The organism is Nostoc sp. 2RC, from assembly GCF_014222165.1.
Classification (GTDB): Bacteria; Cyanobacteriota; Cyanobacteriia; order Cyanobacteriales; family Nostocaceae; genus Nostoc; species Nostoc linckia.
The window spans coordinates 1-14,318 of the sequence record NZ_JACKZU010000205.1; the positions used below are offsets into that span (position 1 = coordinate 1).

The 14,318-nt window shown below is 39.2% G+C and carries 10 protein-coding genes; 6 read left to right on the plus strand and 4 right to left on the minus strand.

What is annotated here, in order from left to right; genetic code table 11:
• Positions 1-29: 29 nt before the first annotated feature.
• Together GNE10_RS21285 and GNE10_RS21290 are read right to left on the minus strand one after the other, a co-directional pair.
• Entirely contained in the window at positions 30-1,649 is a 1,620-nt protein-coding gene (locus GNE10_RS21285) for a CocE/NonD family hydrolase (protein WP_185566863.1), read from the minus strand.
• 304 nt (positions 1,650-1,953) lie between these two features.
• The gene (locus tag GNE10_RS21290; protein WP_185566864.1) at positions 1,954-3,030 is read right to left on the minus strand and encodes a PIN/TRAM domain-containing protein; all 1,077 of its coding nucleotides are present in this window, start codon (positions 3,028-3,030) and stop codon (positions 1,954-1,956) included.
• 251 nt (positions 3,031-3,281) lie between these two features.
• Here GNE10_RS21290 and hemW point away from each other — a divergent pair, with 251 nt between their 5' ends.
• Both hemW and GNE10_RS21300 read left to right on the plus strand, forming a co-directional pair.
• On the plus strand, positions 3,282-4,451 hold the full coding sequence (gene hemW / locus GNE10_RS21295) for a radical SAM family heme chaperone HemW (RefSeq protein WP_185566865.1): 1,170 nt from the start codon (positions 3,282-3,284) through the stop codon (positions 4,449-4,451).
• Between the two features lie 116 nt (positions 4,452-4,567).
• Entirely contained in the window at positions 4,568-5,461 is an 894-nt protein-coding gene (locus tag GNE10_RS21300) for a UTP--glucose-1-phosphate uridylyltransferase (protein ID WP_185566866.1), read from the plus strand.
• Between the two features lie 90 nt (positions 5,462-5,551).
• On the opposite strand, the gene GNE10_RS21305 is transcribed toward GNE10_RS21300, so the two are convergent.
• Complete coding sequence (locus GNE10_RS21305; protein WP_185566867.1) at positions 5,552-6,496, minus strand: lysylphosphatidylglycerol synthase domain-containing protein; 945 nt, start codon at positions 6,494-6,496, stop codon at positions 5,552-5,554.
• A 136-nt stretch (positions 6,497-6,632) separates the two neighbouring features.
• Between GNE10_RS21305 and GNE10_RS21310 the strand changes: the two genes are divergently transcribed.
• From GNE10_RS21310 to GNE10_RS21325, 4 genes are all read left to right on the plus strand, one after another.
• Positions 6,633-7,595, plus strand: a complete 963-nt coding sequence (locus GNE10_RS21310; protein ID WP_185566868.1) for an esterase family protein — start codon at positions 6,633-6,635, stop codon at positions 7,593-7,595.
• A gap of 126 nt (positions 7,596-7,721) precedes the next feature.
• A complete protein-coding gene (locus GNE10_RS21315) occupies positions 7,722-8,621 on the plus strand; it encodes an esterase family protein (RefSeq protein ID WP_185566869.1) in 900 nt (299 codons plus the stop codon).
• A 210-nt stretch (positions 8,622-8,831) separates the two neighbouring features.
• Positions 8,832-10,502, plus strand: a complete 1,671-nt coding sequence (locus GNE10_RS21320; protein ID WP_185566870.1) for a phosphatidylglycerol lysyltransferase domain-containing protein — start codon at positions 8,832-8,834, stop codon at positions 10,500-10,502.
• A gap of 374 nt (positions 10,503-10,876) precedes the next feature.
• Positions 10,877-12,568: a S8 family peptidase gene (locus GNE10_RS21325; protein WP_185566871.1), complete on the plus strand. Its 1,692-nt coding sequence runs from the start codon at positions 10,877-10,879 to the stop codon at positions 12,566-12,568.
• Between the two features lie 167 nt (positions 12,569-12,735).
• Here GNE10_RS21325 and GNE10_RS21330 read toward each other — a convergent pair whose 3' ends face one another.
• Positions 12,736-14,232: an HlyD family efflux transporter periplasmic adaptor subunit gene (locus GNE10_RS21330; RefSeq protein ID WP_185566872.1), complete on the minus strand. Its 1,497-nt coding sequence runs from the start codon at positions 14,230-14,232 to the stop codon at positions 12,736-12,738.
• Positions 14,233-14,318 lie beyond the last annotated feature (86 nt).

Below are 14,318 nucleotides of genomic sequence, written 5' to 3' on the forward strand. Positions count from 1 at the left end.
CCCCTCGTCTCCCCACCTCCCCATCTCCCTCAAGCAACTACAGGTAGTAAAACATGAGAATTAAACTCGCCTCCACAATTCACGGTTAACGCGATGGTCTGGGCATCTGGTAAAGTATCGCTAGTAGTTATCGCACCGTTTCCTGAGTTCATGGCGTAGGCTGGAAAACAGGCTGCGCTTAAACTCAGACGCAGGGCGTTTCCTTTGGCAATTCGGGCACAAGTCCCTTGTAGCTGAATTTTTGTAGAGGGGTTCACATTTCGACAATGTACATATCCTTGAGTTAAATTGTATACTTTTCCATCAGGATGTACTTCTGATAAAACAGCAGACAAATCATAACTTGCTTGGTCGGCGGTACAGTAGATTTCGGCTACCACATCCCCTGCTAAATGTAAATCTTTTTCTAGTGGTTCGCTAGTATAAGTTAAGACATCAGAACGACAATCAAGATGCGATCGCTCAAATATACCCGCAGGAATTCCGGCATGACCTCCTAAGGCTGGAACTGGACGCCAAGGATCGTGGACTAATACGTCAGGGACATGGGGTATGGGGCATTGGTCATCAGAAAGGGTTCCGGAGTCTTGGCGGATGCTGGCTAGTCCTGTTGTTGACAAAAAGTAGGATTTGTGTTTTGGTGTGGGGAATTTGGGGAAAGTGCGCCAAATATTAGTTCCCATCTCGAATAAACAAACGGGGGACTCGTGCAATAAACTTGTATTTTTATCTTTGAGAAATTGGTCAAACCAGCGAATTTGCATTTTATCCACAGGGCTTGCGGCTTTAACACCAAAGTCAATTTCGCCGACTTTACGACCCCAAGGTAAATGTGCCCAAGCCCCCACCAATAAATGTTGGGGTTTAGTGCTACGGGCTGCCATATCTTGATATAGATGTAGAGTGCCGCGTAGATAAGTATCAAACCATCCGCCGATGTGAAACATCGGCAAATCAACAGTTTGCAAGTAATGTTTGGGTGAAAGTTTTTCCCAATATTCATCTGGTTGGGAATGTGCCAGCCACTGATGATAAAAGGATTCTGGGGCGAGTTGTTGGAGAATTTCTGGATTAGTTAAAGGTAAATTCCGAGAAGCGGCAAATAAGGCTTGATAGGCTGTTTTATTTCTTTGCAACCGGGCGGTTTCTGTAGCTAATTGAATTGCCCAAGCCAGGTTAGTTTGTAAACAAAATGCGCCTCCTTCATAAGCCCAATCGCTATATAAATCATAGCCAATCATGGCGGGGCAAATTGTTACCAAAGCTTTTGGTTGATTAACTGCGGCATATAGCTGAGTCATTCCTTGATAGGAAAAACCATACATACCAACTCTGCCATTACTACCAGGTAAATTTGCTGCCCAGTTTACTGTATCTTCGCCATCTAATATTTCGTGGGCAAATAATTTAAATTCCCCTTGGGAAGTACCGCGTCCCCGGACATCTTGAATGGCGACGATGTAACCGTGGGCTGCATACCAACTAGGATGGGCATAGACAACAGTAGACGCGATCGCTCTACCATAGGGTTGTCGCATTAATAATACTGGAAATTCACCATCAGCATCCGGGCGATAGATGTCTGCATCCAGGCGAACACCATCGCGGGTGTACATGGAGACAGTTTGTTTCGGTAGAATTTTCAGCATAGATTTGATAATTTTTAACTTACAAAGAAAGGCAGTGAAGATGAAGCAAGTTTCATAGTCAAATATGAAAGTGGTCTTTTGCCATTTCCTACTCGCCACTTTCAAGTCAGTCAACAGTCAACACCAATATTTTTCACAAATGATTTAGGATTGCCATAAGGATGAAATTATTCTGCGTTACCCAAAACCTAGAGACGTAGCATTGCTACTACATTTATTACACATAATAAATAATCGGTGCAGTCAAACTACACCGATCGCTGTGTCACATATAATGTAATTATGATTACATCGAACATTTGTTTTATGCCAATGCTGAAGCTTGGGGTTTGGCAAAAATCATCCGTCCGGCTGTTGTTTGTAAAGCACTGGTGACTACTACTCGCAGTTCGCCACCTACATAACTGCTACCTTCTTCAACTACTACCATTGTGCCGTCATCTAGGTAACCAATACCTTGGCTGGGTTCTTTGCCTTCTTTGAGAATTTTCAAATCCAGGTAATCCCCTGGTAAATAACTGGGACGGACGGCGTTCACTAAATCATTGACATTTAAAACAGGTACTTTTTGAACGCTAGCAACTTTAGATAAGTTGTAGTCATTGGTTAGCAGTGTACCGCTGATTTCTTGGGCAAAACGGACTAATTTGGCATCAACTGTGGGAATATCTTCGTAATCAACTGGGTTGATGAGGATGCGATCGGGGTAAGCTTCTTTGATGCGGTTGAGAATTTCTAGTCCTCGCCTTCCCCGCACTCGTTTTTGGTCTTTGCTAGCATCGGCTACTTGTTGGAGTTCTTGCAAAACAAATTGCGGTACGATTATTTGTCCTTCCAAAAACCCTGTTTCTAGTAAAGCTTCAATGCGACCATCGATGATGCAACTAGTGTCTAAAACTTTAGTGTTGGCGGGTTTTAGTGTCCCTTCCACAACCAGGGATTCGACGGTGTTGGGATTAATGAACCGCAACAAACCGCGTCCGTGGGTGTCTGCCAAATTCATGCCAGTAACCGCCAGGATAATACTACCGACAACTGCCACCAGTGGCTTAATAAATCCGAAATCTGCGGGGATAGGTAACAAAAATAACGGTGCTAGCATGAGGTTGGCTAGCAATAGCCCAATCACTAAACCAATGGCACGAGTTAAGATCACTTCCAGAGGCATTTCTTTGACCTGTGCCTCTAGGCGACGATATGTAGTCTGGAAACTCAAGCCGATGGCACCACCAATAATAGCGGCAAAAACGGCGATAATTAAACGCAAAGCTTCTATATTTGTCACCTTGTCTAAGGTGCCATTAGGTAGCAGTTCGATGCTGTAGAACCCTATACCCGATGCTGCCAGGATGAATGAAAAAATGATAATTGCGTCAAGCATGGTTATCTTGTATTCCTACAACTGTGTTAACCGATAAACTTAAGTATTTTTTATTTCATCGGTAATATAGACTAATCAATATTGACTTACACTAAGGGTTTAGGCAAACAATATCTGCAATTATTATAACCAAAGGCTTTTATCTTCATATTTTTCATTGTTTCGTTGTAAAACGACAAAAAATTGTAAAAAAACTAATCATTTTTATGATTGCTAATTCGCAATTGGACTAACTTATATTTTTTCCTAAAATGAGTCAAAAATTTGATGTTTCTGAAATTGTGAGTTCTGCTTATGTACACATTCCCTTTTGCAGACGGCGGTGTTTTTATTGTGATTTTGCGGTGTCTGTTGTCGGCGATCGCTTGCGGGGCGAAACATCTGGTACTATCTCCCAATATGTTGAGGTACTATGTCAAGAAATTGCCATCACACCAGCATTTGGTCAACCCCTAAAGACAATTTTTTTTGGTGGCGGTACTCCTTCGCTGCTATCAATCAACCAGTTAGAACATGTACTCACACACTTAGAACAGCGTTTTGGTATAGCGTCTGGGGTAGAAATTTCAATGGAAATAGACCCAGCAACCTTTGATTTAGAACACTTAGCAGGTTATCGTAGTGCAGGCGTCAACCGCGTTAGTTTAGGGGTACAAGCTTTTAGTCAAGAATTATTGCAAGTTGCAGGGCGATCGCACTCGGTCGATGATATTTTTGCAGCTATAGATTTAATCCACCAAGTGGAGATTCCCGAATTTAGCTTAGACTTAATCTCTGGATTGCCGCATCAGTCTTTGGAGCGATGGCAGGATTCCTTAAATAAAGCCGTGTCAGTTTCACCAACTCACATATCTGTTTACGATCTTACCATCGAACCAGGTACAGCCTTTGGTCGTTACTACAAACCAGGCGAAAGTCCTTTACCCACGGATGAAACTACAGTCAAAATGTATGAAATGGCGCAGCAGATTTTGACTGACGCAGGTTATCAACATTATGAAATTTCCAATTATGCCCAGCCTGGTCATCAATGTCGGCATAATCGAGTGTATTGGGAAAACCGCCCCTATTATGGTTTTGGCATGGGTGCGGCGAGTTATATTCAGGGAAAACGCTTCACTCGTCCCCGTAAGACTAAAGAATATCATCAATGGGTGCAAGCTGGTGCTGCCATTGATTGTGAAATCACCCCCCCAAAGGAAGTATTGTTAGAAACGTTGATGTTGGGGTTGCGTTTAGCGGAGGGTGTAGATTTAGCAGCATTTGGACAACAGAAGGTAGAAGAAATTTGTCGATATTTGCCATCGTATTTTGATAAAGGTTGGGTGGAAATCGTAGAAGGAAGATTGCGTTTCACCGATCCCCAAGGATTTTTGTTTTCTAATGTAGTTTTAGCAGAGTTGTTTGAAAAATTGGGGTGAGGAAAGATGTGTAAGAGTGTTGACTGATGACTGTTGACTGTTGACTGGAAAGTCAGGATTTATTCTCCTTGTCTCCCTTGTCTCCCCATTCCCCCATCTCCCCATTCTCTTAATTTATGCAAAAAAATCGAGTTAAAAAAGCTATAATCCCGGTGGCTGGTTTTGGTACTCGTTTGTTTCCGGCTACGAAAGTTGTGAAAAAAGAACTCTTCCCCATTATCGATGGAGATGGTAGGGCAAAACCTGTGATTTTGGCAATTATTGAAGAAGCTATTAGTGCTGGAATTACCGAAGTGGGAATAGTGATACAGCCAGACGATAAAGAAATATTTGAAAATTTATTCAAAAAACCACCAAAGAAAGAACTTTTTGCCAAACTTTCACCGCAAAATCAAGAATATAGTCGGTATTTACAAGATTTAGGCAGCAAAATTACTCTCTTGTTTCAAGAGGAACAATTAGGTTACGGTCATGCGGTATTTTGTGCTAAAAATTGGGTGCAAAATGAACCATTTTTGTTAATGTTGGGCGACCATATTTATACATCTAATTCGGAAAAATCTTGTGCTAGCCAAGTTTTAGATGTTTACAAACAAGTTAATCAAAGTGTTGTCAGTTTAAGTGTAATGTCAGGTGAAATGCTTTATAAGGCAGGGTGTGTCACAGGAGTTTGGCAAGAAGAGTCTAACTCAATTCTCAAGGTGACGCAATTGTATGAAAAACCTCCGATTGAATATGCACAAAGTCATTTGCATGTCGGAGGTATGCCAGAAAACGAATTTTTATGTATGTTTGGTTTATATTTACTGACACCGAAGATTTTTGATTTTTTAGCAGAACACATTAACCAAAATTTTAGAGAAAGAGGCGAATTTCAATTAACATCGTGTTTGGAAAGATTGCGCCAGCAAGAAGGAATGACGGGATATGTTGTTAAAGGTAAGTGTTTTGATGTCGGTTTACCTGATGCTTATCGGCAAACAATGATTGATTTTACAAGTGTTTTGTAAATCATATTTTTTTGCTTTCACAAGAAAGGCAGAAGTTATTCGCGTAGCGTCTCCAAGACAGTACAAAAACATAAAAGTGTTCTAGCTTATTTACTGAGTTTTTTTATGAATTCGGGTTCTAAATTTAATTTCATATATTCCCAGCAAACCTGCTGCAAGTAGCAAGGGAAAAAAGTAATATACTCCACGATAAGCTAGTAAGGAACCTAGAATCGTTGCTGCTGAAATTTTCGATGATAAAAACAATAATATTATAGTTTCAAAGACACCCAAACCCCCAGGAATATTACTAACTACACCTGCAAACATCGCTAGTAAATAAATGGCTAGAAAGTTTATATAAGACAAATGTATATTACTAGGAAATACTGCATAAAGAACTGCGGCAGCTAAAATCCAATCGAGACTAGAAACTGCAATTTGAGCCAAAGATATTGGCAAGGAAGGAAACCGAAATTCGTGTTGACGAATAATTAATGATTGTTTAATAAAAATACTTCCTAACAAGTAGATGGCAATTAATAATAAAAAAATTATCCCGATGGGACGTACTGTTGTAAAAGGCAAATGTAATTGTGTCGGAATTGGTAAAGAATCAGTAATAAATATTAATCCAGCAGTAGCAAACATTCCCAGCCAAAAAGTGAAGTTGGCAAAAGCAATAATTTGAGCGATCGCCACTGCTGAGATTCCCCAATTAGCATAAAATCGATAACGGATAGCACTGCCAGTCAATAAGGCCAAACCTATGGTATTGCTAAATGTAGAGCTAATAAAGTTAGTAAAAGCAATTTTACTCCAGCTAAGGGAACAATTAATATACTTAAAACCTAAAACATCATAGCCAATCATGACTAAATAGCCCAAAGCCGTTAACCAAATTGCTAAACTTAAGCGACTTTTAGGAATTGCTGCTAAAGAGTTGAGGATATCACGATAATTATACTCGTGTAATTCACGAGCGATCGCCCACAAAGAAAGTACCAACAGCAACAAACCAAATAAAGAACTGAAATTAATTTGCAGCTTAGACATCCTCAAGAAACTTATCCTAACTTTTGATTTTTAACTGACAATTAGTCGTATAGTTTCCATCTTGTTGACACAACATTGACAAATTACTTGCGTAAACTCTTGATTGCTAGCACGAAATGTCCAATGTCTTTGAAAGATGAACTACGAAAAATCGAAAATGTTCTTGCTACTTTCAGTTTTAACTTTAGTTAGCTGTAATTTATCTCAAAGTGTCGTCGCCAAACCATCGCAACAGCAAAATTTACAAATAACACCTCCCCCTTCTCCATCCCAGCCTCACAATGGAGATTTGGCTACTACCCTCAGCTATAAAATTGAAACTTACAACAGTGAAGTTATGGGTGGAAGTCGTACCTACGGCGTTTCTTTACCCCCTGACTACGAACAAAACCCAAAACGCAGCTATCCTGTAATTTTTCTTCTCCACGGTGGACACGGTCATCCTACAGATTGGTTTGTGGAAAATAAGGGACAAGCTCTTAAAACTCTCAAACAACTTTATATTACAGGTAAGTTGCCACCAAGCATAATTATTACACCAGATGGTAACGATAAACGCGGCTCTAGTCCCTACCGAGACCCTGAATATATTGATGGCCCAAACGGTAAAGTTTCCACAGCTTTGGGAGATGAATTAGTAAAAGTTGTGCAAAGCCGTTATCGTACACTAAAAAATCCAGATTTTTGGGCTATAGGTGGTTTATCTTCTGGTGGTTGGGGTGCTGTTAATGTAGGATTACATAACGTCAATCATTTCTCGATTTTATTTAGTCATAGTGGTTATTTTCAGGATAAAACTGGCCCGACAAATAGCCCAATAATTTATATCAAAACTATTCCACTACCAGACCAAAAACGATTGAGAATCTACTTCGATACTGGTAAATCGGATACCGAAGAAATTCAAGAAGGTAAGAAATTCAGTCAAGTACTCCAAGGACTAAAAATTTACCATTTATTTCGTGAGTTTCCTGGCGGTCATACTTGGCAATATTGGCGAGAACATTTAGCCGATTCTTTAACATTTGTTGGCGAACAATTCAAATTATCAGAGATAGCACATCAAGCAGAAAATCAAAATTTTGATGCTCAAAAATAATGTCAAATAAGAGAATTTTAGCACAAGCTTTATGGATAAAATATGAGGAAAAAATCGTGTTGAAAAAATTCACCGAATTCAATATATTAAATTGTAATAGAGGTGAATTTTTTTCACTGAAAGTATATGAAGATTTCTAAATTTTTCGTTAGTTTTGTAGGAGCGATCGCACTCCTCACCACTGCTGCTTATTATTATGTATTTATCTTAGGTGCGCCACAACTAGACGCGCCCCAAGAAGAAGCAAATACTGGCTTAAAGTTTCAGTTAGTAAACTTCAATTCCCAAGCAATGGGTACTATCCGCAACTATGGCCTAATTTTACCTCCTGGCTATTACAAAAATCAGCAAAAACGCTACCCCGTGATATTCTTACTACATGGAGGACATGATGATGCTCGCGCTTTTGCTGATAAATATGCGATTTTAGATGTGTTATACGAACTTTATAAAACTAAAAAATTACCGCCATCCATTGTAATTACACCTGATGGTAACGATAATCGCGGTTCTAGTCCGTTGTACGATCCTGATTATTTTGACGGGCCAAATGGCAAAATTGGAACTTTAATTGGTTCGGAATTAGTACAAGTTGTTAAATCACGTTATCGCACTTTAGAAGAACCACAATATTGGGCGTTGGGAGGTATATCTTCTGGGGGATGGGGAGCTTTTAATATCGGGTTACGCTATCTCAATAACTTCCATATTTTATTTAGCCATAGCGGTTACTTTACTGATAGCAGCGGTTCGCAAAATAGTCCTCAACAAATTGTGCAACAGCTATCACCTGAAGATAGAAAGCAATTGCGTGTTTACCTAGATGCAGGGGTGAATGATAGTAATTTACTAGCTTCTACTAAAGCTTTCCATGAAATCTTAACTCAACTGGGAATTGTTCATGTATTTTATGCTTTTCCTGGAGGTCATGGTTTATCTGGTTCCAATATTGGTTGGAATTACTTTCACAAACATCTGAAAGATTCTCTTTCTTATGTGGGCGAACAGTTTCAAAGAGTTAAGTAAATTGCTATAGATAATTATTTTGAAAATCAGGGTATAGGAATAAGGGTTTGGGAGAATTTTGAGTGTTTGATTTTATTTTTAAACGCAAAGTATCGCAGAGGAACGCAGAGTTTTATTAAAAAAAGTGGTATTTTGCTTAAGGATTTTAGATTGATTATTTTAATTAACAGAGTTAAGATTTATGCAGATATATTTATTATTTATAAATTAATGACTAATCACTTAAAAACTCAGATTCTCCTTTGGAGTGCAGCTTTTCTTACAGGTTTAGTTGGAGTAGTAAATTTGTTATCAGCGGTAACACCTAATTTGTATGGGAGGAATCACTGGTTAAAGGAATTTTTACCCTTTGAAATTCGTGCAAGTGGTCATATTTTTGCAGCGCTAACTGGGTTTGTTTTACTGACACTTGCTACTAATTTAGTACGCCGCAAAAAAATAGCTTGGTTACTTACTATTGGTCTATTAATAATTTCTGTTATCAGTCACTTGCTCAAGGGATTGGACTATGAAGAAAGTCTGCTGTCTGGAGTTTTATTAGTGCAATTAATTCTGATGCGCCATATTTTTACAGCGCAATCAGACCGTCCTTCCATTGCACAGGGAGTTAGAGTACTTATCGGTGCTTTGTTATTTACCTTGGCATACGGAACTATTGGATTTTATTTATTAGACGGCAAGTTTTCGGAAAATTTTAATTGGCGCGAAGCTGTACTTCAGACTTTGGCGATGTTTTTTACTGAAGATAATTTGGGACTGGAACCAAAAAGTAGATTTGGAGAATTTTTTGCTAATTCTATCTATGTTATTGCAGCAGTTACTATTACATACGCCGTGTTTATGCTGTTGCAACCTGTGTTTTGGCGGAATTTAGCAACTGCAAATGAAAAACAAAAAGCTAAAGAAATTGTCCAAGAATATGGATGTTCTTCTTTAGCAGCTTTGACATTATTAAATGATAAAAGTTATTATTTTAGTCCCTCTGGTAAAAGTGTAATTGCTTATGTGCCCAAAGGACGAGGTGCTATCGCTTTGGGAGATCCCATAGGCCCGGTTGAAGACCGCAAAGAGACGATTGTTGCTTTCCAGTTGTTTTGTCAGCGCAATGATTGGTATCCTACTTTTTATCAAACTTTGCCCAATGATGTTGAACTTTACAAATCATTGGGATTTCAAGTACTCAAGATTGGAGAAGAAGCGATCGTTGATTTAAAAAGTTTTACATTACAAGGTAAAGCTGGTAAAAATTTTAGACCTTCAATTAATCGTTTAACAAAATTAGGATACCGAATTAACTTTTATCAACCACCAATTGATAATGATTTATTACAGTTACTCAAACCTGTGAGTGATGAGTGGCTAAAGATTGTACAAGGTTCAGAAAAACACTTTTCTTTAGGTTGGTTTGATGAAGCATATTTGCGGGCATGTGAAATTGCTGTGGTGTATAGTCCCGAAGGTCAAATCGGCGCTTTTGCTAATATTATCCCAGAGTATCAACTCAACGAAGCAACTATCGATTTGATGCGACACCGTTCGTCCATTGAACATGGAATCATGGACTTTTTATTTATTTCTCTGCTCCAGCATTTTAAAGAAAATGGTTACGATACCTTTAATTTTGGTCTTTCTGCTTTGGCTGGAGTTGGAGATAATCCAGAATCACGCCGTTTAGAGAAAGTATTACATTATCTTTATGAGCATTTAAATCGCTTCTACAATTTTCAAGGATTACACGCCTACAAAGAAAAATTCCGCCCCCATTGGGAACCGCGTTATTTAGTTTATCCGAGTTTAGCTGCCCTCCCAGATGTAGTTGTAGCATTAATTCGTGCTGACTCAGGCGATCGCCTTTTTGATTATTTTAAACCTGGAGCTTAAATACAAGGTTGAGTTGGGATATAGGTTTTCCCGACACATTTTTATAAGAGGGGAGAATGTTGACTGTTGACTGATGACTGTTAACTGTCAACGGTGTCGGTGTGTCTTTTATCCCATTCCTAGAAAAAATGGGTTTTCTCGACACCTTTTTATAACTGTTGCTTGCAAGTATCAAAATACTATGACTATATGATATAAATTTAATTTTTTTGAATATATTTGCTCAATACTTTTTTGTAGTTGAATTAGCATTTTTTTTAGAAATTACATAGTAATTATTGACAATAGAGCTTCTTCATAGATAGAATCTTTTTTCAAAGATTTTAATGCTTCAGACTGTCAAAAACTATTGCTATTATTGAGAATAAATACTCATGTTAAATACTGATGTTAGTAACAATTTATTTTCTCATAAAGCGTTAAACACCAATTCAATTTCCTCATTGGATACCTTTAATACTAGAGATAATTACAGTCTGAATTTCAGTGGTCATAGTAGCTATAATTCAACTGATGCTGATGTACAACAGCTAAATAAAAATACCTCAAAAATTCGTACTAAAAATACTGCAACTAGTACTGGAACTTATAATTCCACTATCGGTTATGGCTTAATTAATGCAGCAGCAGCAGTAGCTAGAGTTACTGGTCAAAATACCTTTGCTGATGTTCCCGATGTTGGTGGTAATAATTGGGGAGCAGACCTTGTGAAAGCTCCAGAAGTTTGGGCACAAGGATACACAGGTCAAGGTGTTGTTGTTGCTGTTATAGACACTGGAGTTGACCGCAACCACGAGGATTTGAGAAACAATATCTGGACTAATGCCAACGAAATTGCTGATAACGGCATAGATGATGATGGTAATGGTTATGTTGATGATAATTATGGCTGGAACTTCTCCGGTAATAACAACAACACTTTAGACGGAAACGGTCATGGGACTCATGTTTCTGGCACGATCGCAGGGGAAAATAATAACTATGGTGTCACTGGCATTGCCTATAATGCCAAAATCATGCCTGTGAAAGTTTTGAATGACTCTGGCTCTGGTTCTTATAATTCCATAGCTCAAGGCGTTCGCTATGCTGTGGATAATGGAGCCGATGTCATTAATCTCAGCTTAGGAGGCAAATATTCTAATCGCACTTTAGAGTCAGCCATTGATTATGCCAGCAGCAAAGGAGTAATTGTGGTTATGGCCGCTGGTAACGATGGCGAATCATCACCAGATTATCCTGCTCGTTATGCATATAAGTCCGGAATTGCCGTTGGAGCAGTAGATAGAAACAATAACATTGCTGACTTTTCCGACCGTTCTGGAACCAGCGAAATTAGCTACGTCACAGCCCCAGGAGTTAGGGTCTATTCCACAGTTCCCAATAACCAGTATGCCGTTTATAGCGGCACTTCTATGGCTGCTCCTCACGTTGCTGGCGTAGTTGCTTTGATGCTGAGCGCTAACCCCAACTTGACTGATGCTCAAGTACGTCAAATTGTTGCAGAAACCTCAGGAGATAGTACGCCAAGTACAACCTATAGGTTAAATATTTTTGATGTGAATTCTCTACTCAGTCAGACAATCAAACAAACAACAGAATATCTATCATCCCAGACTATCTCTAGTTTTAATAATTCTGATTTTGGTTCTACCATCAATCAGAAATTTACAGAAACAACAAAATATGCGATTCCAGAAACCATCTCTAATTTCGATAATTTTAGTATTAATTCTGTGAGCGATGGCATCATTACAGAAACAACCCAATATCTCACACCAGAAAATATCTCTAATTGGAATAATTTCGATATTAATTCTGTGAGTGATGGCGTAATTACAGAAACAACCAAATATTTCACACCATCTGAAGATAATAATGAATTAATTAATCCACAATTTTGGGATGGATATGTAAACAACTACAATCCCATCTTCAGCAACGTTAATATTCATAGCCAAGAAAATAATCAAGATGGCAAGAATATTGATTTTCCTAAACTCATAGAACAAATGCAAAAACAATTTGAACAATTAGAACAGATTAGAAAATTCTTAGGTTTTGCTTGAAAATTATATAGCAATCCGATTTCAGTCGAGTAGAGACGTAGCATTGCTACGTCTCTACATCGGGTGGAATGACGAAAAATCCTTCAATGAGGGGTGTCATACCATTTCCAAAAATCTTTGGAACACATGAATTGCTAAGTTAGTAATGTTCTGCAACACCTACAAACTTACCTGACTGAAAATGCCTCGCTGAATCGTCGAGTTACAGGTTCAGTAATGAAGGTCAAAATTGATTTTTTACGAGTTACTATTTCACCTGTGGCAGCCATCCCTGGTGTAAATTCCACTTCTTGACCCCGGACGTTAACTGAGTGTTTACTGAGCTTAATTCTTGTGGGAAAAACTAAGCCCAATTCTTTATCAACTATTGCATTGGGACTGACTTGGACGACTTCGCCCTCCACTGTGCCAAATTCCTGGAAGGGGAAAGTTGCCATTTTGACTTTGGCTCTCATTCCTTGACGAATAAACCCAATATCGCGGTTGAGAACTTTCACCTCTAGGAGCATTTCTTCACCTTCTGGCAAGATTGACAGCAATTCTTCACCGGGTTGTACTGGGCCCTTGGTGGCTTTGACTCTGTAAATCGTGCCACTAACGGGGGCGTCGATGGTTTCCAAAGCTTGTTGCTTTCTCGCCTGCTCTAATTGACCTTGAACGGTGGTGAGTTCTTCTTTACGCTTGTTTAGCTGGGTCAAAATTTCACTTTGGCGTTCTGATGCTACGCGCTGGGCTTGATTTTTTGCAGCTTTGTAAGCTTCTTCAGCTTGGCGAATTTCTTGGGCTTGGGCAGCAATATCTTTTTCTAAAGATGTGACTTTATCTTCAGCCTCTATGATTCTATTCTGGGCGTTGGTGACTTCATCTTGTGCCCTGGTGATTTCCGTCTTTGCACGAGTTAATCTTTCTTGGGCTTCTAGGTAATCAACTCTTGGTACAGCACCGGGAGTTATTAAGGTGCGTAGACTTTTCTCTCTTTCTTCGGCGATCGCCAAATTATCCTCTATTTTGGTACGGATGCTTTGGGCGTTAACAAGGTTGGTTTTGGCATTGGTAACGCTAGTTTTCGCAGCCACTAAATTGTCTTGCAATCTAGTCAACCGGACTTTAGCTTGATTGATGAGTGCTGCTTGGCGATTTGCTTCCGCTTCAGCCCCGGCTTGGCGCGCTTGAAAATCTTGCAAACGAGAACTTAAAAGTTCATCTTGCAATTTCGTACCAGCGACTTTACCTCCAGTACGTTCTGCATCCAAACGTTGCAAATCATCCTGAATCAATCTCGTAGATTTAGCTAACCGGGAAACATCGGTTTTCTGTAAGTCTGGATCTTTTTGCACCAGAACCTGACCTTTAGTAACGCGATCGCCATCTTGCACCTTCACAGCCACAATTGACCCTCCACCCAAGGATGTCACCGGTCTTACCTGTGTAGAAGCAATTAATTCCCCTGGTGCTGTTGCAACTTCATCAATTTGAGAGAAGTACGCCCAGCCAATAGCCCCAAATACTATAAAACTAATCGTTCCTGCCAATAACCTTGTGTACAGAGGTGGTAATTCCTGTACAGCCTTTCCTAATTCATAGGAGAGTTGTTCCTCAGGTTGAGCAAATCGCTCTTTTGTCTGACGTGCTTGAGCAGCATTTACAGTTAAAGGAGATCTCATAGGATTTTGGATTTTAGATTTTGGATTTTAGATTTTAGATTTTAGATTTTGGCATTGGGCATTGGGGATTGGGCAAGCAGGAAGTG

Excerpts from the sequence above, each read along its gene's own strand:
- GNE10_RS21285 (WP_185566863.1), bottom strand. The coding sequence starts at position 1,649 with ATGCTGAAAATTCTACCGAAACAAACTGTCTCCATGTACACCCGCGAT.
- GNE10_RS21290 (WP_185566864.1), bottom strand. The coding sequence starts at position 3,030 with ATGCTTGACGCAATTATCATTTTTTCATTCATCCTGGCAGCATCGGGT.
- hemW (WP_185566865.1), top strand. The coding sequence starts at position 3,282 with ATGAGTCAAAAATTTGATGTTTCTGAAATTGTGAGTTCTGCTTATGTA.
- GNE10_RS21300 (WP_185566866.1), top strand. The coding sequence starts at position 4,568 with ATGCAAAAAAATCGAGTTAAAAAAGCTATAATCCCGGTGGCTGGTTTT.
- GNE10_RS21305 (WP_185566867.1), bottom strand. The coding sequence starts at position 6,496 with ATGTCTAAGCTGCAAATTAATTTCAGTTCTTTATTTGGTTTGTTGCTG.
- GNE10_RS21310 (WP_185566868.1), top strand. The coding sequence starts at position 6,633 with ATGAACTACGAAAAATCGAAAATGTTCTTGCTACTTTCAGTTTTAACT.
- GNE10_RS21315 (WP_185566869.1), top strand. The coding sequence starts at position 7,722 with ATGAAGATTTCTAAATTTTTCGTTAGTTTTGTAGGAGCGATCGCACTC.
- GNE10_RS21320 (WP_185566870.1), top strand. The coding sequence starts at position 8,832 with ATGACTAATCACTTAAAAACTCAGATTCTCCTTTGGAGTGCAGCTTTT.
- GNE10_RS21325 (WP_185566871.1), top strand. The coding sequence starts at position 10,877 with ATGTTAAATACTGATGTTAGTAACAATTTATTTTCTCATAAAGCGTTA.
- GNE10_RS21330 (WP_185566872.1), bottom strand. The coding sequence starts at position 14,232 with ATGAGATCTCCTTTAACTGTAAATGCTGCTCAAGCACGTCAGACAAAA.